This window comes from Bacillus sp. FSL K6-3458 (assembly GCF_038005045.1).
GTDB classification, from domain to species: domain Bacteria; phylum Bacillota; class Bacilli; order Bacillales; family Bacillaceae; genus Bacillus; species Bacillus altitudinis.
Map to the genome: position 1 here is coordinate 3,044,099 of NZ_JBBOSI010000001.1, position 19,556 is coordinate 3,063,654.

Consider the following 19,556-nt stretch of genomic DNA (forward strand, 5'->3'; position numbering starts at 1 on the left):
TAATATACCACATCCTTTTCCTCAGATGCAACAACTTTGTTCAATTTTATTATTCACCACTCTTTTCTAAACATACGAACATGAAAAACTCCCTTTCCATGACAGAAAAGGGAGTTTGTTTTTTTATGAAAATAGATAAGATACAGCTTCTGAGATGGCAGCTTTTCCTTGATCAATACAATCAGGAATCCCAACACCTTCAAATGCAGCACCCGTGATATAAATACCAGGATATGATTGCTTAAACGTTTCTCGCATCGTCGAAATCTGTTTTTGATGACCCACATGATATTGCGGCATGCTTGTTTTCCAGCGAGTCACTGTCGTCAGCTCTGGATCTGCTTTAATATCCATGATTTTCTTCAAATCCTCCAGCACGATGCTCACGATTTGATGATCAGACTGTTCGACAATTGATTCATCGCCAGCTTTCCCAACGTATGCACGGAGCAATGTTTTTCCTTTAGGTGCAGTGTGAGGCCATTTCTTATTTGTCCACGTACATGCTGTAATGGAGAAATCACTATTTCTTGAGATGACAAAACCAGTACCATCATATTCATTGTGAACATCCTCTTCTTTAAATCCGAGTGCAACTGTTGCAACAGAAGTCGATGTCATGTCATGCAAGTACTCAAGCCCTGCTTCTTTTGGAAACATGGAATAGATCGATTGGTGAGGAGTTGTCACAATGGCAGAATCTGCAAAAAGCGTTTGACCGCTGTCTAATTGAACGCCATAGCCTCCCTCTGCTTTTTCGATCTGGGTCACTTTTGTCCCTTTGTAAATCTTCGTCAGCTTGAGTTTACTTTCGACCGCTTCAACAAGTGCTTGCAGCCCTTGATTGATTGTCTGGAACTGTCCTTGCTTTTTCGCTGTCACTTGTTGCGCTTTTGCATGCTGCTGTGATTTTTTCATCCCAAGAATCAAACTGCGATGCTTCTGTTCTGTTTGATAGAACTGCGGGAAGGTAGACATTAAGCTCAGGCGATCAATGTCACCAGCATAAATGCCTGATAGTAGCGGTTCAATTAAATTCTCCACCACTTCATCACCCACACGTCTTCTAAAAAATTCCCCCAGAGACTGATCTTCCGTCTGTTTGCTTTTTGGCAAAACGAAATCCATCGCTGCACGTGCTTTTCCGGCAACTGAAAAAAGCCCAGTTGTAATGAAAGGACTGATTTGAGTTGGAATGCCCATGACAGCCCCCTTTGGCATCGGATGAAGGGTTTCATTGACTAATACATACGCTTGCCCTGTTTCATTATTGACGAGCTGATCAGATAGACCAACATCTTTTGCCAGCTGGGGTCCACTGACCTTTCTTTCTAAAAATGAATCGGGTCCACGTTCAATGATATAACCGTCTTTATATAATGTTTGAATTTTTCCACCTAGCCTAGGACTCGCTTCAATAAGAGATATTTGGATAGGAAGGCCTTTTTCTTCAATTTCCTTTTCCAAATAGAAGGCGGCGGCCAAACCCGTGATGCCACCGCCAATGATGACAAGGTGTTTTTGATTGTCATGCATAGGATCGCCTTCTTTTATATGATTACTTGCTTTCATTAAGCTTCTTTAATACGACTGCTGCCAGTGCATCAATAAATGCTGGTTTCGCATTTGGCATTTCTGGACGATAGTAGGCTGCACCAATTTCATCCGTGACGACTTTACATTCATAATCATTGTCGTATAACACTTCAAGGTGATCAGCGACAAATCCAACAGGCACGTATACAAATGTTTTATAGCCTTTTTGCTCAAATAGGTCACGCGTGAGATCTTGTACGTCTGGTCCAAGCCACGGATCAGGCGTATTGCCTTCACTTTGCCAGCCAATTTCATAATGCTCAATTCCTGCACCTTCAGCAATCATTTTTGCAGATTGTGCAAGCTGATCAGGGTATGGGTCTCCTGCTGCAATAATTTTTTCAGGAAGACTGTGTGCAGACACAATCAGCACTGCTGAATCTCTTTCTTCCTGACTCATGGATGCATACGTCTCTTTCACTTGTTTCACCCAATAGTCCACAAACTTCGGTTCATCGTACCAGCTTTCAACAGAAGTAATGTTCAGATGGCCAAGCTTTTCTGCTTCATCTTGTGCACGTTTGTTATACGATTTCACACTAAATGTGGAGAAGTGCGGTGCAAGGACAATACTCAGCGCTTCTGTGATGCCATCTCGGTGCATGTCAGCGACTGCATCTTCAATGAAAGGCTCAATATGTTTTAACCCAATGTATACATGAAATTCAATCTCGTCTTGGATCTCATTCAAATGTTCACACAAACCATTTGCCTGCTGTTCTGTAATTTTTGATAAAGGAGAAATGCCGCCAATTGCCTTGTAGCGGTCCTTTAAATCTTGCAGCATCTCCGGCTCTGGCTTTCTGCCCCTACGGATATGTGTATAGTAACGTTCAATGTCTTCTTCTTTATATGGGGTGCCATATGCCATGACAAGTAGCCCCATTTTCTTTTTCTCCACAACCAACACTCCTTCAGATCATTTGAAATCATTTAGATGGATGTCTTTTTATGTTTAGCTGAATAATCGTGAATAAAATCAGTCAGCTTCTTTAACGTGTCTGGTGAGACATCAGGGAATACCCCGTGACCTAAGTTAAAGATGAATTGATCTGATTTCATCCCTTGATCTAAAATCGCTGCTGCTCTTTCTTCAATCACTTCCCAAGGAGAAAGTAAAATCGTTGGATCAAGGTTTCCTTGTAACGTTTTTGTTAAGCCTTCTTTTCGCGCTTCGTCTATACTCATACGCCAATCCAGTCCAACGACATCAAGCGGCAAGTCATGCCAATCTTTGGCCAGATGGCTCGCACCGACACCATACATAATCATTGGTACGTTTTCAGACTTCAGCTCTGTGAAAATACGCTGCATGACAGGCTTAATGAAGGTCCGGTAATCTGCTGCATTTAAAGCGCCAACCCAAGAGTCGAAGATTTGAAATGCTCGGACGCCTGCTTTTACCTGAGCGCGTATGTATGTGTTCGTCATATCGGCTAATTTATTCATCAAAAGCATCCATGTCTCTGGCTCACTGTACATGAGCGCCTTTGTTTTATGATAATTTTTAGATGGACCGCCTTCGATCATATAGCTTGCCATCGTAAAAGGTGCACCTGCGAAACCAATCAGCGGAACATTCAACTGCTCCTCTGTTAACAGCTTGATCGTATCAAGCACATACGGCAGGTCTTCTTCAGGATGAAGCTCTCCAAGACGCTGGATATCTGCCTTTGTCCGAATAGGCGAGTCAATCACTGGTCCAATTCCATTTTTAATTTCAACATCCACTCCAATAGCTGGAAGCGGAGTCATAATATCTTTATATAAAATAGCGGCATCTACACCATATTGTTCTACAGGAAGTCTTGTTACGTAAGCACATAGCTCTGGCTGATGCGTAATTTCAAATAGCCCGTATTTTTCTTTAAGGGCACGATATTCAGGCTGCGAGCGTCCTGCCTGTCTCATATACCAAACCGGTACATGGTCTGTTTTTTCCCCTTTGCACGCCTTTAAGAACGTGTCATTAAAAGCCTTCGTTTTTCCCATTACCTTTCATTCCACCTTTCGCCTCACACTCTCTTTGTATAAGGCTCAAACACTGCTTTTACTATACCGCTTTTTCAAGGCTCGGTATACTAAAGCGGCTCAATGTTCAAAAAATCGCCGAATATTAACGTCCAAAAGCCTCCGGCTTGATATAAGCACTGCCTTCGCCTTCTTCTTGTGTTTGAGTATTGTATGGAACAACCTTATACTGCGCATCTGAAAACACATTTGCATACGGCATTGTGTAGCTGTTTGTTCCTGTTACAGAATCGATCAGGGTCTCGCTTCCATTTCTCATTTCATAAATACGATATTCAACGCGTTTGTCTTCCTGTTCATCCCATGACAGCTCCAATGTAAAGAGCCCTTTGATTTTAAATGCATAACGTGCTTCAAAGCCTGACAGTCCTTCTAAATGGATTGGCGATTGAAGTTCTTTAATTCCCTCTGGTTTTTGGAAGGTTTCATTGGTTATTTGGGCTGTCGTTAAAATATCTTTCATCAACTGCACTGGATACTGACTGCCGCCAGTTAAATAATGACTGTTATCCGTTTTGTCATACCCCATCCAGATTGCCCCTGTTGTACTAGGCGTGTAGCCAGCAAACCAAGCATCTTTCGTTGCCCCTTTGACACCGGAATACGTAGTTGTACCTGTTTTACCAGCCAAATCTCCAGCGTATGATCCGCTCTGAGCGGTTCCGCCTTTGACGACCTGTTGAAGCATTCTTGTCATATTCCAAGCATTTTGTACGCTAAATACTCGTTCTTCTTTGTTTCGATTTTTTTCAACGGTTTCTCCATCATCATTCGTGATTTTCTGAATGAAGAACGGATTTTTATAGACGCCTTCATTTGCAAATGTATGAAATGCTCCAGCTATCTGCAATGGAGAAACCCCTTTTTCTAGACCACCAAGCGCTATGGCAAGTCCTTTATCCGAAATATCCATCCCCATTTTCTCAAGATAGGATTTAGACGTATCGATGCCAAGCTGGCTTAACGTCCATACGGCAGCTGTATTTTTACTTTTCATGAGAGCCTCTACCATCGTGACCCTGCCCTCGTACTGTCCATCGTAGTTCTTTGGAGAATAGCCGTCATAGCTTTTTTCTTTGTCCTCAAGCAGTGAATACGGTCTGAATTTTTTCTCCTGCATCGCTGGACCATATACTGCGATCGGCTTAAAGACAGAACCAGGCTGTCTAACAGCTGTGACTCTGTTATAGCCTCTTGCCTGATATTCTCGTCCGCCTATTGCTGCTTTTACACCACCAGATGCGTTGTCAATAAACACAGCGCTGCCTTCAGGTGACCCGCTTTTTCCCGGGAAATAACGATTGTTTTTCATTGCATCATAGGCAACTTTTTGCAAATTCATATCGATTGGTACCGTAATGGTATAGCCGCCTTGAAGCAATTGTTCATGCGAAATCGAATACTGTGATTCTGCTTCTTTAATCATGAGATCTACATAACTGTCCACCCAAGGGGTTTCTGATTTCTTTTTTAAATGAATACCAAGTGTTCTTCCTTTTGCTTCAACTGTTTCTGTAGAAGACAAATATCCTTGTTCATTCATTAAATTCAGGATGGTATCCCGTCTTTGTTTATTTTTATCTGGGTGTAGAACAGGGGAATACGTTGAAGGTGCCTTTGGCATGGCAGCAAGTGTAGCTCCTTCACTGACAGTGAGATCTTTTACATCTTTACTAAAATAGTAATTGGCTGCTGCTTGGATCCCATAGACGCCATGACCAAAGTAAAGCTGATTCAAATACATTTCAAGCAGCTTGTCCTTTGAATAATCTCTTTCTAAATTGATCGCAATAATGACTTCTTTTGTTTTTCGAAGAAACGTTTTATCATTTGTGAGAAAGATATTTTTGGCGAGCTGCTGGGTGATGGTACTGCCGCCTTCCACCTTTCCACCTGCTAATATATCTCGATAAACCGCCCTTGAAATCGATTGTGCATCAATTCCGTGGTGCTCATAAAAGCGCTTGTCCTCTACAGCAACAAAAGCTTTCGCCACTTTATCTGGGACCTCTTTTAATGACACAGGGTCCCGATTTTCTGAATACATGCTTGTGAGTTCTTTTCCATTCTGATCAATGATTTTCGAGGAAGCGTGAAAAACGAGCTTCTTCTCATCTATGACATAATGTCCTAAAAATAAAATGGTCAGATAGCCAATAAATGAAAGCACGATTGTACTTCCTGCAATGACTAATGGAATGATTATCTTCTTTTTCTTCAAATTAGGTCACCTCATTCCTTTATACGGATAGTATGGGATGTATTGCTTCATAATATGTTTTATGGATTGACTACCAAAGAATTATATATCATTCTTTTGTTATACTATCAAGCAGGAGGCGGTTTAGATGAATTTCTATATTACATATGGAACAGCAGACTTTTTGCAAAAAATCGCAAAAAAACATCATCTTGAAAATCTGCTTTATACGGTCGGTAAGGAACAAGCGGCTCTTTTTCATGAAACGGAGGGTGAGACAGTCTTTAAAGCACCCCATGCCTATGATGTGATTTATACAAAAGGTGAGCTCGTCCAATCTGGCTTTGTCACGCTGAATCATATCCCTGTAAAGCTCGAAAGCAGAGCACTTTTTGAATCCACCTTTCAGAAAAAAACAAACATGTCAGAGCACCAGCGCGGCTTTCAGGCGCTTCGTGTTTTAAGACCAAAAAAGGATGAAGAGGTGTACTTAATTTTGACCCTTTGGGAATCTGAAGACTTATTTCAAGACTTTCAAGAGTCAGAAGCATTCTTTCAGCCACACGAGGATACTGGCTCCATCTTCTCTCGTCCTGCCTATCTGACATCCTATCATGCCGTCATAGACCATTAAGGAAGTGCTGCTTTTCGCACTTCTCAGATTGTTGACAAAGGGCTAAAATGAAGTTCATTTTAGCCCTTTGTCTTCTTTTCAGCGTGATAGAAAACCTTTGCAGTTTAGGAAGGACGAGTACTGGCGCGGAGCGAATTTCACATTCGTGAGCACCAGCACGCAGGACTGACAAAGAATGCGAGGGTTTGGCTACACGCTGGGAAGTGCTGCTTTTCGCACTTCTTTTTTTCATAAAAAAAAGCCCTTCTGCTGGGCTTTCAACGCTTATCTCTAAGCTCGTACCGATGAATGATTGGCTGAAGTACATAAAAATTCAGCAAGATCCATCCTAATAAGATTGGCCATTTGAGCATAGGTGAAGCACCTTTCATCTGAATAAGTAGTACCAACAGTGGAATCAAACAAATCATCAAAAAGCTCATCTTCGAAACGAACGTTTCTTTGATTTGATGCCGGCAGCTTGGACAAAGCATCATTCTCGTATGCGATAAATGAAATTTTTCGACGAAAGAAAATGCTTTTGAACAATTTGGACAGCTTCCCAATGCCACTCCCCCTTTTTCAAGCTTCATACTTAACCTTCGACTTTTATGTAAAATGACCTTCTCTGTCATTCTCGACATCCTCTTCTGTTGAAAGATTCTAACAATTACCATACAATCAGTAAAAGAGCCTAAAGGAGGTTTTCGGATCAATGACAGTATCCACTTTACACAAAAGGATCAATGAACGTCTTGATGAACATTATGAGGAAATGGTTGAAATTAGACGCCATCTCCATATGAATCCAGAACTTTCTTTTCAGGAAGAGGAAACCGCTGCTTACATCGCTCAATATTATGACAGATTACATATCCCAACACGCACACATGTAGGCGGACATGGTGTACTCGCTTTTATTGAAGGAGCTTCCCCTGGACCGACCATTGCACTGAGAGCTGATTTTGATGCACTTCCCATTCATGATGAAAAGGATGTACCTTACCGTTCAACAAAACCTGGCGTCATGCACGCATGCGGTCACGATGGCCACACAGCAACACTTCTCGTCTTAGCGAAGATCTTACATGAGCATCGAGATCAATTAAAAGGAAAAATCGTTCTTATTCATCAGCACGCTGAAGAATATGCCCCCGGCGGTGCGAAACCAATGATTGAAGACGGCTGTTTAGACGGTGTTGACGTCATTTTCGGCACCCACCTTTGGTCCTCAGAGCCATGCGGCACTGTTCTTTATAAAAGCGGGAACTTTATGGCAGCCGCCGATCGTTTTTCTATTCAAGTGCAAGGTAAAGGCGGACATGGCGCACAGCCGCACCTGACGAAAGATGCCGTACTCATCGGTTCACAAATTGTAGCCAATCTTCAGCAGGTCGTGGCCCGTAAAGTCAACCCGATTGATTCTGCGGTGGTATCTGTAGGGGGATTTGTCGCTGAAAATGCCTTTAACGTCATTGCAGATTCGGCCGTGCTAACAGGTACTGCACGTTCCTTTGAAGAGAGTGCACGCCATATCATTGAACGTGAAATTGAACAGGTGGTGAAAGGTGTCTGCCACATGCACGATGCCTCTTATACTTATGAATATGTAAGAGGCTATCCTGCAGTCAAAAATCACCCTGCACCAACTGAATATATAGAAGAAATAGCCAAACAGACAGAAGGAGTCACAGAAGTAAAAGAAGCCGAAACTCAAATGGGCGGAGAAGACTTTGCTTACTACCTTCAGCATGTTCCTGGTACTTTCTTCTACACAGGCGCTATGCCAGAAAACAGCCAAGATGTGTATCCACATCACCATCCGAAATTTGATATTAACGAAAACGCAATGCCTGTGGCAGCAAAGGTACTCGCTCATGCCGTCCTTTCCTACGATGAATAAAAAAAAGCCGCTGCCACCAGCGGCTTTTCTATTTCGATTCTTTCAACACTCTCAAGTGAAACACATGGCGTGCGACTTCACCAAGCTGTCCTGTCAGCTGATGATTTGCCACCCCACCAACAGCGGCACCGACCACAGGCATTAATTGAAACAGCTTCACAAGGTCAATATAATCTCGATATTCCTGCTGAAAGCTATACCAATCCATTTCTTCCCGGGTTGTTTCCCATTCTTCAATAAGTTTCATCATTTTTTGACGGTGTGCACTGCTTGAAAAGGCGAGTTGAAAAATACAAAGCAAAAAGAGCCTTTCCTCTTTTTGAGACAAATCAAATCCATATATACAAGCAAGCTCATATAGACATTTCATTTTAATACTCAAAAGGAGAGGGAAATCCGCCATTCCGAGAAACAATCCACCCGCACCTGTGCCAATTCCTTCAATCGCAGCGGCCTTTTGATAGTATGTCACCTTTTCCTTTGCCAGCTCATTTCGCTCTACAATAGACATTTGTTCATCAATGACTGTAAATGAAGTAAAATGGCTTCCTGATACGGTGGATTCAACCATTGTTTTCACCGCACTTGTGATGACTTGATGAAATCGAGCAGGGATTCGGCGATTCACTTGCTGCTGAACACCTTTTGAAAACCGCTCGATCTTGGATGGTTTTCTTAAAAAACGCATTTGAAAAAAAATGGCCTCTTCATACAGTTCCCGTTCAGCTGCATTCATCCCAGTTCCCTCCTTGGTGACATCATACACACGCTGTAAAAAATGCTTATCTCATCTTTTTTAATCTGCTTTGTACGTAAGGCTTGAATAGGACAAGCACAAATACCAATGAAATGAGAAGAGCAAGTCCGCTTCCCTTCCATCCACCTGCTGGGAAAACGGCGGAGCTCAGTACAATTGACTGGATGATGAGTACATTTCGTACGAGAACAAAAAAGCTTCGATCTTTTTCTTGCTGAGACACAGGATAAAGTGCCTGTAACGACAGATGAGCAAAGTGCTTTGTTAACGGGACAAGCTGTACACCTGTGATAAAGACTGTAAACAAGACAAGTAATGCCCCCACCCAGCCTGCTGCACCTGTATACAAGAGGATGAGCACAAACACGACCGTTAACCTAAACACAAGACCAAAATAATCATTTGAACGTAAAAACGCCCTCACATACATATAAGAAAAAGCTTTACGCTGTTCATAAGGGACAAACTGCAAGACCCAGTCCATATACGCCCTTCTTTTCACTTGTTTCTTTAAATGAGGGACATCCGTAAATAAGTTTGCCAAGCGGTAAAAACGCTGTTTTCGTTTTAACTCATCAGAAATATGCAATTCCCATTGAAAGGGCTGTTTTTTTACTGCATTTGTTAGATAAATGAGATAGACAGCATATAAAAGATAAAAAACAATGGCAATGGCATAAGCTGCTTGTAAAACGGTATACATTAACATTGTATTGAGCAGAAAACGAATCACTGCATCAATCCATCTGACATGTTTCCCTTGAAAATAAGTGATTCTCCATTGAATCGCTGTATTGAGACCTTTTATTAAGATCATTTGCGCCAAAATGAGCACATATAGCATCAGATCGCCTGAGGAGACAGCCGAATATAGCGGAAGTGCAATAATGGACACGGCAATCAAAGGAAATAACTGAGAAATGAAGCTAAAGTTAAACGCTTGTTTTAAATAAGGGTCCATCTTAGCTTCCAAAGGAAGCATAAACACAAGATCTGCCTCTTTGATCAACGTTCGCACGTAAGAACTAGTCAGTACCAATGAGAAAACAACTGCCATGACCCAATAGGATGGGAAGTGAGCTGGAATATGCTTCAGCCAATTACTGTACCAGCTCGCCCCGCCTGCAAGGAAAAAAATGAGCACAATCACAAGATGATCGTTGAACATATATTTTAAATATTTTCTTGTTTCTTGTACGTGTTCTTCTAATCGTGATTTCCAAATGGTTTGCGTTGTTTTACTCATAGCTTTCTTCCTTTGTTAATTCCAAATAAAGATCATCGAGTGTCGCATCTCTCATGTTGAACTGTTCTCTTAGTTCTGTCAGTGTTCCTTTCGCTCTAATTTCCCCTTCATGCAAAATAATAAAGGAATCACAATAACGTTCCGCTGTGGCTAAAATATGCGTTGACATCAGAACACTTGCGCCATTTTGTTTCGCCGCATTCATACGTTCTAATAGTGCGTTGATCGCAAGCGGATCAAGCCCTAAAAACGGCTCATCGATAATATACAACTCTGGCTCCACAAGAAACGCACACATAATCATCACCTTCTGCTTCATCCCTTTAGAAAAATGAGCAGGGAACCATTTCAATCGCTTCTCCATTCGGAATTCCTTCAGCAAAGACGGCAGACGTTCTTCTAATTGTTCTTTTGAAAGGCCGTAAGCCATCGCTGTCAGCTCTAAATGCTCTTTTAACGTTAATTCTTCATATAAGACAGGTGTCTCTGGAATAAACGTAAATTGTGAACGATACGCCTCTTGATCTTCTTGAAGGGTTCGTCCGTTTAGCTCAATGACCCCTTTATGAGGTTTCATTAATCCAATAATATGACGAATGGTTGTACTTTTTCCCGCCCCGTTTAAGCCAATGAGACCAACGATTTGGTTTCTTTCTAATTCAAATGAAATATTTTTCAGAACGGGATTCTTTGTATATCCACCCGTTACATCTTTTACAGTTAGAAGGGACATCAGTTCGTTCCTTTCTTTCTTTTTTCCTTTATAGTACCAAAAACGAAAGACAATTTGAAATGTTTACCTATAGACAACTCATGAATAAAACATCGGCATACTGGTCATCATAATGTATGTAGAAGAAATGAACTTGATGACCAATACGTAAATGAGGTGTTTGTTAAAGGCAATAACCGCATGACAAATTGGTTTTTCATCTAAAAACCTTAGCTTCTGTTTTGCTTCACTGATTCTTGATTTTTGTGTCCTATACAAATATGTATACGACGAACCAAAACGTCAAATGAGGTGTTTACGGCAGAAATAGCAGGCATATGAATTCTTTATTTCAGTAAATAGAGAATTCAAAAGGCATATCAAATGAAAGCATCAGCATTTCTTCTGCAGGAGCAGGATGAGCGACCAAAGGAGTTCGCTTGTCCTGTTTTCTTTTTTGCTTCTTTTTGTGATACGATAAAGGAAAAATAATGAGGAGTGACATGGCGTGAGCGACTGCATTTTTTGCAAGATCATTGATGGAGACATTCCATGTGCAAAAGTATATGAAGACGAGCATGTATTGGCTTTTCTTGATATCAGCCAAGTAACAAAAGGACATACCCTTGTAATCCCGAAAATACATAAAGAAAACATTTATGACATGACACCAGAAGTGTCTAATCATTACTTCCAAGCGATTCCAAAAATCTCTAGAGCCATCAAACAGGAATTTGAACCAATTGGTTTAAACCTTCTAAACAACAACGGTGAAAAAGCCGGGCAATCTGTGTTCCATTACCATATGCACATCATTCCACGTTATGGCAAAGGCGACGGCTTTGGTGCCGTATGGAAATCTCACCAAGATCAATATACATCAGAGGATTTAAAAGACATTTCTTCTGCCATCCATACGCGCCTTACCTCATCTTAATTGATGAGGTTTTTCTTTTTTTCACTTCTTTTCTGTGCTTATCCTCTGAATCGTAAGATATTTAGGACGATTCAAATTTTTTGTCCAAATGCTTCAAATTTGTGATAGGATGGTTTTATCTTTTGATCCATTAACGCGAGAAATAGGGAGAGATTGTGATGAAGCGAACGACGAATTTTAATGCTGGTCCGGCGGCGCTGCCGCTAGAAGTGCTTCAAAAAGCACAGGAAGAACTTGTTGATTTTAAACAAACCGGGATGTCTGTGATGGAACTTTCTCATCGCAGCGGTGAGTATGAAGAAGTCCACAATAAAGCGAAAGCACTCTTGGTAGAATTGATGGACATTCCAGAAGATTATGAGGTCCTCTTTTTACAAGGCGGGGCAAGTCTTCAATTTGCAATGATTCCGATGAACTTCTTACATGAAGGCGAAACGGCTCATTTCATCCAAACAGGTGCTTGGTCAGAGAAAGCCTTGTCAGAAGCAAATGGGTTTGGTGAAACATCAGTGTTTGCCTCAAGTGAAGACGACAACTATTCGTATATTCCAGATGTGGATGCTTCCGTTTTAAATGACGGAGCTTACTTGCACATCACATCGAACAATACCATTTTCGGTACTCAGTGGAAAACGTTCCCGAATACGTCACTCCCGCTTATTGCCGACATGTCCAGTGATATTCTCAGCAAAAAAATAGACGTGTCTTCATTTGATTTCATTTATGCCGGGGCACAAAAAAATCTAGGGCCTTCTGGTATCACGATTGTGATCGCGCGCAAACGTTTATTAGAGAAAGAAAAAAGCGGCACACCTAAAATTTTAAAATATTCAACACATGCCAAAGCCAATTCTCTTTATCACACACCACCGACTTTTGCGATTTATATGCTATCCCTTGTCCTGGAGCATGTGAAACAGGCGGGCGGCGTAGAAGCAGCAGAAAAACGCAATGAACAAAAAGCAGCGCTTCTGTATGATACGATTGATCAAAGCGGCGGTTTTTACAAAGGACATGCACGTGCTGACAGCCGTTCACATATGAATGTCACGTTTACCCTTCGTGATGATGCACTCACTGCATCCTTTGTGGAGAAAGCAAAACAAGAGCAAATGGTTGGACTCGCCGGCCATCGTTCTGTTGGCGGATGCAGAGCCTCGATTTACAACGCTGTCTCTATAGAAGACTGCCAAAAGCTTGCGGACTTTATGAAAAAGTTCCAGCAAGAAAATGAGTAAAAAGGCTTTTCTATCGTGAAATAAATTTGTTATAATAACGAGAAATATAAAGTCATGACTCTTGCAATAAATGATCAGCCATATTATTGGAGAGTTCTAAGAGCTTAGCAGAGGAGAGCATAGAAATGAAAACAAAAGAATTAGTGATTATGTCATTGCTTGCAGCAATGGGAGCTGTTTTGCATACGATTTTCCCGCCCATCTTTTTCGGAATGAAACCTGATATGATGCTGGTCATGATGTTTTTAAGCATCATCCTTTTTCCGAAGGTACAGCATGTCGTTGTGATCGCCCTAGTTACTGGGGTCATTTCCGCTTTGACAACAGGTTTTCCAGGCGGACAAATTCCAAATATGATTGATAAACCGGTGACAGCCTTTATCTTCTTAGCCCTTTTCTTATCTTGCCAGAAGATCAAGAACAAAGTCGTTCTGACCGCTGTACTCACCGCTGTTGGGACCGTCGTATCGGGCGTGATTTTCCTATCTGCCGCTTTACTGATTACTGGACTGCCGGCTGCGTTACCAGCACTTCTTGTAGGTGTTGTCCTGCCAGCAACTGTGATCAATACGATAGCTATGGTATTTGTCTTCCCGATTGCTCAGTCGATATTAAAGCGTGCAAGAATGATTGAAGTCGCTTAACGAATAACTGAACCTCTTCATTAGATGAAGAGGTTTTTTTCATGCTTTCATGCTTCTATAAAAGAAAAAGGGTAAGCAGCAAAATGGAGAGCGAAATCCCTGCACCTGCCGCACACACAATTGCTTTTTGTCTTAATACATGTTTTGGCGGATAAGACCCTGCATACCCAAGCTGCCTTACATAATGAATAGAACCACCTGCAAAAATCACACACATACACGTAAAAACGAACAGAAAGACAGACAACCTTCTCCCCTCCCTTTTCTTCAAAAGTATGCTAAAATAAAGCAAGCTATGTATGGAAGTTCAATGAAGCTGATCGTCAGCTCAGAGAGAACATGCGAATGTGTAAAATTTGACTAGAGGTGATTGGAATGGCTAGTGGACGTTCTTTATTAACAGGATTATTTGTAGGCGGTCTCCTCGGAGGTGCGGCAGTGCTCCTGACGACTCCCTCTTCTGGCAGAGATGTACGCGGAAAGATGAAAGACGGCTATGACAAATTCGAAGATACGCTGACAAGGTTAAAAAGAGATGGACAAGCTTTAAAAGAGCAGATTGTTGAAACCGCAAAAGAAAGTGCTGAGGTCATTAAAGAGGTCGGAACTGAATTGCAAACATCCATTCAGCAATGGCGCGAGGAAATCAAACCTCATCAGCAGGACTTACAAAAGGAAATTCAGGAAATTGAGGAAAAGCTCAAACAACTGGAGAAAACCTTACAAAACTAATATACTCACAAAAAAATATTCGTTTACAAAAGTGTGCGGGGTGCGTATCCCGCACTTTTTTTGTTGAAAAAAGGTTATTTTGTCAATGTTTTTCATGACTTTTAAAAATTCTTGAATTTTCAGCTTTATTAATCTTTATTTTATTGGCATAATAGAATTACAAGAAAAAGAGAAGTAGGTGAAATGGATGAATCATTCGGAACAGCCTTTCGATGTAAAAGAAGCACTTTTATTCAGTCAAAGAATGGCCCAATTGAGCAAAGCTCTTTGGAAATCCATTGAAAAGGACTGGCAGCAGTGGATCAAACCGTATAACCTAAATATCAATGAACATCATATTTTGTGGATTGCGTATCAATTAAAAGGAGCTTCAATATCAGAAATTGCAAAGTTTGGCGTCATGCATGTATCAACGGCGTTTAACTTCTCTAAAAAATTAGAGGAAAGAGGATTTTTAAAATTTTCTAAAAAGTTAAACGATAAACGCAATACGTATATTGAACTAACGCCAAAAGGCGAAGAGACATTCCATAAACTACTCGAAGATTACGACCCGGCCCGAACTGGTATTGTCAAAGGCGCACAGCCGCTTCATGACATTTACGGAAAGTTCCCTGAAATTTTAGAAATGATGTGTATTATCCGAAACATTTATGGTGAGGATTTCATGGAGATTTTTGAGAAATCGTTTTCAAACATTGAGAAGGACTTTTTGAATGAACGTGGGAAAGTCACGAAAAAGCCTGAAGAACTTGAAGACTCAGCGGAGGAAAAAGCGGCTAAAGCAAATCAAATTGTTTAATGATCTTTATAAATTCATTCATTAACGGCTGAAACAGCCCTTGATCATGCAAAGCAAAAATCGTTTCATGAACATCCAGCTTTTCAATTAACTGTCCCGCAAACAGCGCAAGGAGATCGTCGAACATGACGTAGCCTTGTGCTTTTTGCTTGTCCATTTCATCTGAGAGCTCAGCACAAATACGCTCAATGTCCTTTGCCTCTTCTTTCGATACACGCTGCCGGATCAATAGCGCATAATATGGATAACGACTCATATCTGTCGCCGTCAGTAACAGTTCCATATAATATTCGAGCTGGCTCATTCGTTCCTCAATACTCATGTACGTTCCCTCTTTCTCTTAGTCACTCTATTTTAGCCGAAATTACTCATTGACGAAAGAGACGAACCTCCCTCTTATGTCTTTTTTTCTTGAAAAACCCAAAGTTTCCTCTCTTTATTCCATATGAATGTAACAATTTATTTTTTTTCTTGAAAACCATTGATTTTTATCCTCAGGAAGAGTAAATTATCTTGAGATATTCAATTAGTTTTTTTGAGATTGGAAGGATGAAAAATGAATTGTTGGAAGACCATTAATCTTGAAAAGGATTATGGTTATACGAGAATGATGATTTCAGCCATATGTCTGACTGTATTTTTTTTCATTATGGCATTTTTATGTTTTCAACTGACTCATCCTGAAACGAGACTCAGCAGTCACAATGCACCACTTTTTGTCGTGCTTTTACTTGCGACATTGCTTGTCCATCGCGTGGTTCACTTGATCCCAGTCATGAAACATAAGAAAAAAATGACGTTATTTAAACGAAATTGCTGGCAGCGCGTGCCTAAGAGAGTGATGCTTTTCTCACTGCTCAGCCCGTTTTGTGTCATCTCACCTGTTTACTTTGTTTTAGGAATGGCATTTCCAATGTACGCACACTACTTTATCATGATCGCAAGTATTCATGCAGGCTATTGTTTGCCTGACTTTTTATTTGCTTGGAAACTGCTCAAAGCGCCAAAATCATGCATCATTGATCAAGCCCAAGACGAGTTTGATATTTTAGTTGACCCAACTTCCTCATCATGAGGTTTTTAAAGCCAACTTCTATCTTTTTCATAAAAAATTTGGTAATGTAGTATGGGAATAGCATAGAGAGGGGGGATCTCCGATAGTTTTATTTTACTTCATCGTCTTTGCCGCGTTTATTGTGTATTCAATAAACAGGCTTACTAATACATTATGCCTTGTCAGAGAGATTCCTGAAGAACGGCAAGATAAGGTGTTTCGCTTTATCAATGTATCGATACTGATCTTACTGATCTCATCATTTGTTGAAATTACCATATCTATTTAAGATCAAAGCAAAAGCTGCCTGTTTGATGGCAGCTTTTTGTGTATGATGATCTATTAGCAAATCCAAGATGCACCGATAATGATCAATAAGATGAATAATACGACGACTAGTGCAAAACCGCCAGCAAAGACTTCTCCTCCCATGTGAAAACACCTCCTGCCAGTTCTTCCTCTGTTCTAAGCTCAGTGTATGCAGAAAATTTTAAAACGTTTAGGCACTTGTCATCGTTTTAAAAAAGAACCGCCCGCACGCATGGCAGGACGGCTCCTTTCTGTCACAGCGATTTAATTAATAAAGATATGCTGCACCAACGATGATCAGCAAAATGAATAGCACGACCAATAAAGCAAACCCATTAGAATATCCTGCTCCCATATAATTCAGCCTCCTTTTTGTGATCAATATATGTGTATGTTGGTCGCAAAAATTTGACTAGACGAATGCCCTCCCATTTGCATTTCTTTTTACAGCATGTCACAATATGTTATGATACAAGCAATGATAAATAAATTGGAAAGATTAGGAGTGTTTTTTGAATGAAAAAAATGGCTTTAGCAGCTGTAACAGCAGTAAGTGTTTTAACTCTTGGCGCATGCAGTAGCGGTGACAAAGAAGTGATCGCAACAACAAAATCAGGAGATGTCACAAAAGAAGAGCTTTACACAACACTTAAGAAACAAGCAGGTGGAGATGCTTTAAACCTACTTGTTCAACAAAAGGTTCTTGCTGACAAATACAAAGTATCAGATAAAGAAATTGATAAGAAATTGGAAGAATATAAAAAGACACTTGGTGAAGATCGTTTAAAACAACTTCAAGATGAATTCGGAAAAGATTACATCAAAGATCAAGTAAAATATGAGCTGCTGACTCAAAAGGCTGCCAAAGCTAACATCAAAATCACTGACAAAGAAGTAAAAGCGTATTACGATGACCTAAAAGGGAAAATCCGCGCAAGCCACATTTTAGTTGCTGACAAGAAAACAGCAGATGAAGTAGAAAAGAAATTAGATAAAGGCGAAAAGTGGGATGACCTTGTATCTGAATATTCAACTGACACTGCTTCAGCAGCACAAGGCGGCGACGTAGGCTGGTTCGCAAAAGAAGGCCAAATGGATGAGAACTTCAGTAAAGCTGCCTTCAAACTAAAAGTAAATGAAATCAGCAAACCAGTAAAATCTCAATTTGGTTACCATATCATTAAAAAGACCGAAGAACGCGGTAAATACGATGACATGAAAGCAGACTTGAAAAAAGAACTGCTTGATCAAAAACAAGCAGACAACAATGAAATTCAAACGATCTTAAACAAATTGGTGAAAGATGCTGATGTGAAAGTAAAAGATAAAGAACTTGAAAATACATTCAAAGAAAAATCTGAACAAACCACACAACAAACACCAAACCAATAATGAACGAAAAACCCCTCTACATGAACTTGTAGAGGGGTTTTTTTATTCTTATTGATTATGCAATCGAATGGTCCTCATGCTTCGCCGTTTCCTGGGATCGTTTCATTTGCTGTCCTTGACGTCTACGCTCTCTCTCCTGCTCCATTCGTTCGATAAAGATTTCTCCCTCTTTTTCAATAAAGGATTGATCAATCTCTTGTTCCTCTTTGGCTGTCGTCATTAATTTATAGGCACAAAAGATAATACCAATGATACATGCATATACCCACCATGGAAAAAATAACATTGTCTTCGCCTCCTTTTTCAGGACTAATCTCTCTTCCTTTGTGTTACATGCTTATGCGAAAAGAAGACAAGTTATGAAAAAAAACGCCCGCATCAAACGGGCGTTTTATCATGAGGATTCATTGTGAAAGGTTGGTTTATAAAACGAACGATTCTCTAGTGCAAAAATACGCTCTGTATATTCTCCTGGCTTCACATGTTCAAGCGCACGATCCATCATGTTCATTTTTGCATCTAAATTATCTATATAGTGGAGAATTTCGGCTTCCTTCACCATTGGTGGTTTAGGACTGCCCCACTCCCCTTTTCCATGATGACTCAGCACTAAATGCTGCAGAATCAGAATTTCCTCAGAATCAATGCCAAGCTCCTCTGCGGCTTTCGCAATTTCTGTCACCATAATAGAAATGTGGCCAATTAAGTTCCCTTCTACTGTATATGTGGTGGAGACAGGACCCGAAAGCTCTTTGACTTTCCCTAAATCATGTAGAATGATCCCTGAATATAAAAGATCTCGATCTAGTGATGGGTATAGATCAACAATGGATTTCGCTAAATGAAGCATCGATACCACATGATAGGCAAGACCCGAAACAAACTCGTGATGGTTTTTCGTAGCTGCTGGGTAATCAGCGAATTCCTGTCCATATTTCTTCAGCAAATGTCTTGTAACACGCTGAATATTAGGGTTTTTCATATCAAAAATATATTGCATGATGGTATCCATCATATCGTGCTTTGGAATAGGAGCTGTTTCTAGAAAATCATCAATGCGGATTTGCTCGTTTTCAGCAACAGGACGTATATTCCTAAGCTTCAGCTGATTCCTTCCGCGATAATGATGAATATCACCTACTACCTTCACAATGGTTTGCGCAGCATATGTGAGTTCATCATTCTGCTTTGCATCCCATAGCTTCGCCTCAATATCTCCACTTTGATCTTGAAGAATTAACGTTAAAAATGGTTTGCCATTACTCGCAATCCCTTTAGTAGATGATTTAATTAATAAATGCAGGTCAACTTGTTCGCCGACGTCATAGGTCATGATCCCTTTAGCCATTCAATAAATGCTCCTTCCATGTTTCTGCTCATATAAGTATAA

At 40.6% G+C, this 19,556-nt stretch carries 24 protein-coding genes; 10 read left to right on the forward strand and 14 right to left on the reverse strand.

What is annotated here, in order from left to right:
* Window positions 1-123: 123 nt before the first annotated feature.
* From hemY to MHH23_RS16075, 4 genes are all read right to left on the reverse strand, one after another.
* A complete protein-coding gene (gene hemY / locus MHH23_RS16060) occupies window positions 124-1,536 on the reverse strand; it encodes a protoporphyrinogen oxidase (protein WP_008348859.1) in 1,413 nt (470 codons plus the stop codon).
* Between the two features lie 22 nt (window positions 1,537-1,558).
* Window positions 1,559-2,497, reverse strand: coding sequence for a ferrochelatase (gene hemH, locus MHH23_RS16065; protein ID WP_268430738.1), 939 nt, complete (start codon window positions 2,495-2,497; stop codon window positions 1,559-1,561).
* Between the two features lie 32 nt (window positions 2,498-2,529).
* Window positions 2,530-3,588, reverse strand: a complete 1,059-nt coding sequence (gene hemE, locus MHH23_RS16070) for a uroporphyrinogen decarboxylase (RefSeq protein ID WP_340959824.1) — start codon at window positions 3,586-3,588, stop codon at window positions 2,530-2,532.
* Between the two features lie 124 nt (window positions 3,589-3,712).
* Window positions 3,713-5,848, reverse strand: coding sequence for a transglycosylase domain-containing protein (locus tag MHH23_RS16075; protein WP_268430737.1), 2,136 nt, complete (start codon window positions 5,846-5,848; stop codon window positions 3,713-3,715).
* A gap of 127 nt (window positions 5,849-5,975) precedes the next feature.
* Here MHH23_RS16075 and MHH23_RS16080 point away from each other — a divergent pair, with 127 nt between their 5' ends.
* Window positions 5,976-6,461 carry an antibiotic biosynthesis monooxygenase family protein gene (locus tag MHH23_RS16080; protein WP_007497177.1) on the forward strand — a complete coding sequence of 162 codons (486 nt, stop codon included), beginning with the start codon at window positions 5,976-5,978 and terminating at the stop codon, window positions 6,459-6,461.
* Window positions 6,462-6,718: 257 nt separating this feature from the next.
* On the opposite strand, the gene MHH23_RS16085 is transcribed toward MHH23_RS16080, so the two are convergent.
* Window positions 6,719-7,012 (reverse strand): hypothetical protein, encoded by a 294-nt coding sequence (locus tag MHH23_RS16085; protein ID WP_224562986.1) that lies wholly within the window; start codon window positions 7,010-7,012, stop codon window positions 6,719-6,721.
* Between the two features lie 143 nt (window positions 7,013-7,155).
* Here MHH23_RS16085 and MHH23_RS16090 point away from each other — a divergent pair, with 143 nt between their 5' ends.
* Entirely contained in the window at window positions 7,156-8,343 is a 1,188-nt protein-coding gene (locus tag MHH23_RS16090) for a M20 family metallopeptidase (protein ID WP_041507510.1), read from the forward strand.
* 28 nt (window positions 8,344-8,371) lie between these two features.
* On the opposite strand, the gene MHH23_RS16095 is transcribed toward MHH23_RS16090, so the two are convergent.
* Genes MHH23_RS16095 through MHH23_RS16105 form a run of 3 tightly spaced genes read right to left on the reverse strand, consistent with a single transcriptional unit; the run spans window position 8,372 to window position 11,079 of the window.
* A complete protein-coding gene (locus tag MHH23_RS16095; protein WP_340959825.1) occupies window positions 8,372-9,079 on the reverse strand; it encodes an EcsC family protein in 708 nt (235 codons plus the stop codon).
* Window positions 9,080-9,125: 46 nt separating this feature from the next.
* A complete protein-coding gene (locus MHH23_RS16100; RefSeq protein WP_007497169.1) occupies window positions 9,126-10,346 on the reverse strand; it encodes an ABC transporter permease in 1,221 nt (406 codons plus the stop codon).
* Window positions 10,339-11,079, reverse strand: a complete 741-nt coding sequence (locus MHH23_RS16105; RefSeq protein WP_008348877.1) for an ABC transporter ATP-binding protein — start codon at window positions 11,077-11,079, stop codon at window positions 10,339-10,341. The genes MHH23_RS16100 and MHH23_RS16105 overlap by 8 nt, the downstream gene beginning before the upstream one ends.
* Before the next feature lie 487 nt (window positions 11,080-11,566).
* Between MHH23_RS16105 and MHH23_RS16110 the strand changes: the two genes are divergently transcribed.
* The 3 genes from MHH23_RS16110 (at window position 11,567) to MHH23_RS16120 (ending at window position 13,877) form a co-directional block, all read left to right on the forward strand.
* Window positions 11,567-11,995, forward strand: a complete 429-nt coding sequence (locus MHH23_RS16110) for an HIT family protein (RefSeq protein ID WP_340959826.1) — start codon at window positions 11,567-11,569, stop codon at window positions 11,993-11,995.
* 158 nt (window positions 11,996-12,153) lie between these two features.
* Window positions 12,154-13,233 (forward strand): 3-phosphoserine/phosphohydroxythreonine transaminase, encoded by a 1,080-nt coding sequence (gene serC / locus MHH23_RS16115; RefSeq protein ID WP_039167563.1) that lies wholly within the window; start codon window positions 12,154-12,156, stop codon window positions 13,231-13,233.
* 125 nt (window positions 13,234-13,358) lie between these two features.
* Window positions 13,359-13,877 carry a tryptophan transporter gene (locus tag MHH23_RS16120; protein WP_008348886.1) on the forward strand — a complete coding sequence of 173 codons (519 nt, stop codon included), beginning with the start codon at window positions 13,359-13,361 and terminating at the stop codon, window positions 13,875-13,877.
* Window positions 13,878-13,932: 55 nt separating this feature from the next.
* Here the strand turns inward: MHH23_RS16120 and MHH23_RS16125 are convergent, their stop codons facing one another.
* Window positions 13,933-14,124: a hypothetical protein gene (locus MHH23_RS16125; RefSeq protein WP_008348888.1), complete on the reverse strand. Its 192-nt coding sequence runs from the start codon at window positions 14,122-14,124 to the stop codon at window positions 13,933-13,935.
* A gap of 128 nt (window positions 14,125-14,252) precedes the next feature.
* On the opposite strand from MHH23_RS16125, the gene MHH23_RS16130 reads away from it, so the two are divergent.
* A complete protein-coding gene (locus MHH23_RS16130; protein ID WP_007497160.1) occupies window positions 14,253-14,609 on the forward strand; it encodes a YtxH domain-containing protein in 357 nt (118 codons plus the stop codon).
* 187 nt (window positions 14,610-14,796) lie between these two features.
* Window positions 14,797-15,411, forward strand: a complete 615-nt coding sequence (locus MHH23_RS16135; RefSeq protein WP_008348891.1) for an HTH-type transcriptional regulator Hpr — start codon at window positions 14,797-14,799, stop codon at window positions 15,409-15,411.
* On the opposite strand, the gene MHH23_RS16140 is transcribed toward MHH23_RS16135, so the two are convergent.
* Window positions 15,389-15,733 (reverse strand): YhaI family protein, encoded by a 345-nt coding sequence (locus tag MHH23_RS16140; RefSeq protein WP_007497157.1) that lies wholly within the window; start codon window positions 15,731-15,733, stop codon window positions 15,389-15,391. The two genes, MHH23_RS16135 and MHH23_RS16140, sit on opposite strands and share 23 nt — an antisense overlap.
* Before the next feature lie 234 nt (window positions 15,734-15,967).
* Between MHH23_RS16140 and MHH23_RS16145 the strand changes: the two genes are divergently transcribed.
* Window positions 15,968-16,486 carry a DUF3267 domain-containing protein gene (locus MHH23_RS16145; RefSeq protein WP_007497155.1) on the forward strand — a complete coding sequence of 173 codons (519 nt, stop codon included), beginning with the start codon at window positions 15,968-15,970 and terminating at the stop codon, window positions 16,484-16,486.
* 82 nt (window positions 16,487-16,568) lie between these two features.
* Window positions 16,569-16,754: a hypothetical protein gene (locus tag MHH23_RS16150; RefSeq protein WP_072368131.1), complete on the forward strand. Its 186-nt coding sequence runs from the start codon at window positions 16,569-16,571 to the stop codon at window positions 16,752-16,754.
* A gap of 53 nt (window positions 16,755-16,807) precedes the next feature.
* On the opposite strand, the gene MHH23_RS16155 is transcribed toward MHH23_RS16150, so the two are convergent.
* Both MHH23_RS16155 and MHH23_RS16160 read right to left on the reverse strand, forming a co-directional pair.
* The gene (locus MHH23_RS16155) at window positions 16,808-16,897 is read right to left on the reverse strand and encodes a YjcZ family sporulation protein (protein WP_017360317.1); all 90 of its coding nucleotides are present in this window, start codon (window positions 16,895-16,897) and stop codon (window positions 16,808-16,810) included.
* A 145-nt stretch (window positions 16,898-17,042) separates the two neighbouring features.
* A complete protein-coding gene (locus tag MHH23_RS16160) occupies window positions 17,043-17,129 on the reverse strand; it encodes a YjcZ family sporulation protein (protein WP_008361129.1) in 87 nt (28 codons plus the stop codon).
* Between the two features lie 161 nt (window positions 17,130-17,290).
* Here MHH23_RS16160 and MHH23_RS16165 point away from each other — a divergent pair, with 161 nt between their 5' ends.
* Window positions 17,291-18,166, forward strand: a complete 876-nt coding sequence (locus tag MHH23_RS16165; protein ID WP_024719991.1) for a peptidylprolyl isomerase — start codon at window positions 17,291-17,293, stop codon at window positions 18,164-18,166.
* Between the two features lie 55 nt (window positions 18,167-18,221).
* Here the strand turns inward: MHH23_RS16165 and MHH23_RS16170 are convergent, their stop codons facing one another.
* Both MHH23_RS16170 and yhaM read right to left on the reverse strand, forming a co-directional pair.
* Complete coding sequence (locus MHH23_RS16170) at window positions 18,222-18,452, reverse strand: sporulation YhaL family protein (protein ID WP_017360318.1); 231 nt, start codon at window positions 18,450-18,452, stop codon at window positions 18,222-18,224.
* 108 nt (window positions 18,453-18,560) lie between these two features.
* On the reverse strand, window positions 18,561-19,514 hold the full coding sequence (gene yhaM / locus MHH23_RS16175; RefSeq protein ID WP_007497151.1) for a 3'-5' exoribonuclease YhaM: 954 nt from the start codon (window positions 19,512-19,514) through the stop codon (window positions 18,561-18,563).
* Between the last annotated feature and the right edge of the window lie 42 nt (window positions 19,515-19,556).

What these genes read in the sequence shown, in the direction of transcription:
- hemY (WP_008348859.1), bottom strand. Translation starts at nt 1,536, where the DNA reads ATGCATGACAATCAAAAACACCTTGTCATCATTGGCGGTGGCATCACG.
- hemE (WP_340959824.1), bottom strand. Translation starts at nt 3,588, where the DNA reads ATGGGAAAAACGAAGGCTTTTAATGACACGTTCTTAAAGGCGTGCAAA.
- MHH23_RS16080 (WP_007497177.1), top strand. Translation starts at nt 5,976, where the DNA reads ATGAATTTCTATATTACATATGGAACAGCAGACTTTTTGCAAAAAATC.
- MHH23_RS16090 (WP_041507510.1), top strand. Translation starts at nt 7,156, where the DNA reads ATGACAGTATCCACTTTACACAAAAGGATCAATGAACGTCTTGATGAA.
- MHH23_RS16095 (WP_340959825.1), bottom strand. Translation starts at nt 9,079, where the DNA reads ATGAATGCAGCTGAACGGGAACTGTATGAAGAGGCCATTTTTTTTCAA.
- MHH23_RS16100 (WP_007497169.1), bottom strand. Translation starts at nt 10,346, where the DNA reads ATGAGTAAAACAACGCAAACCATTTGGAAATCACGATTAGAAGAACAC.
- MHH23_RS16105 (WP_008348877.1), bottom strand. Translation starts at nt 11,079, where the DNA reads ATGTCCCTTCTAACTGTAAAAGATGTAACGGGTGGATATACAAAGAAT.
- serC (WP_039167563.1), top strand. Translation starts at nt 12,154, where the DNA reads ATGAAGCGAACGACGAATTTTAATGCTGGTCCGGCGGCGCTGCCGCTA.
- MHH23_RS16120 (WP_008348886.1), top strand. Translation starts at nt 13,359, where the DNA reads ATGAAAACAAAAGAATTAGTGATTATGTCATTGCTTGCAGCAATGGGA.
- MHH23_RS16130 (WP_007497160.1), top strand. Translation starts at nt 14,253, where the DNA reads ATGGCTAGTGGACGTTCTTTATTAACAGGATTATTTGTAGGCGGTCTC.
- MHH23_RS16135 (WP_008348891.1), top strand. Translation starts at nt 14,797, where the DNA reads ATGAATCATTCGGAACAGCCTTTCGATGTAAAAGAAGCACTTTTATTC.
- MHH23_RS16140 (WP_007497157.1), bottom strand. Translation starts at nt 15,733, where the DNA reads ATGAGTATTGAGGAACGAATGAGCCAGCTCGAATATTATATGGAACTG.
- MHH23_RS16145 (WP_007497155.1), top strand. Translation starts at nt 15,968, where the DNA reads ATGAATTGTTGGAAGACCATTAATCTTGAAAAGGATTATGGTTATACG.
- MHH23_RS16155 (WP_017360317.1), bottom strand. Translation starts at nt 16,897, where the DNA reads ATGGGAGGAGAAGTCTTTGCTGGCGGTTTTGCACTAGTCGTCGTATTA.
- MHH23_RS16160 (WP_008361129.1), bottom strand. Translation starts at nt 17,129, where the DNA reads ATGGGAGCAGGATATTCTAATGGGTTTGCTTTATTGGTCGTGCTATTC.
- MHH23_RS16165 (WP_024719991.1), top strand. Translation starts at nt 17,291, where the DNA reads ATGAAAAAAATGGCTTTAGCAGCTGTAACAGCAGTAAGTGTTTTAACT.
- MHH23_RS16170 (WP_017360318.1), bottom strand. Translation starts at nt 18,452, where the DNA reads ATGTTATTTTTTCCATGGTGGGTATATGCATGTATCATTGGTATTATC.
- yhaM (WP_007497151.1), bottom strand. Translation starts at nt 19,514, where the DNA reads ATGGCTAAAGGGATCATGACCTATGACGTCGGCGAACAAGTTGACCTG.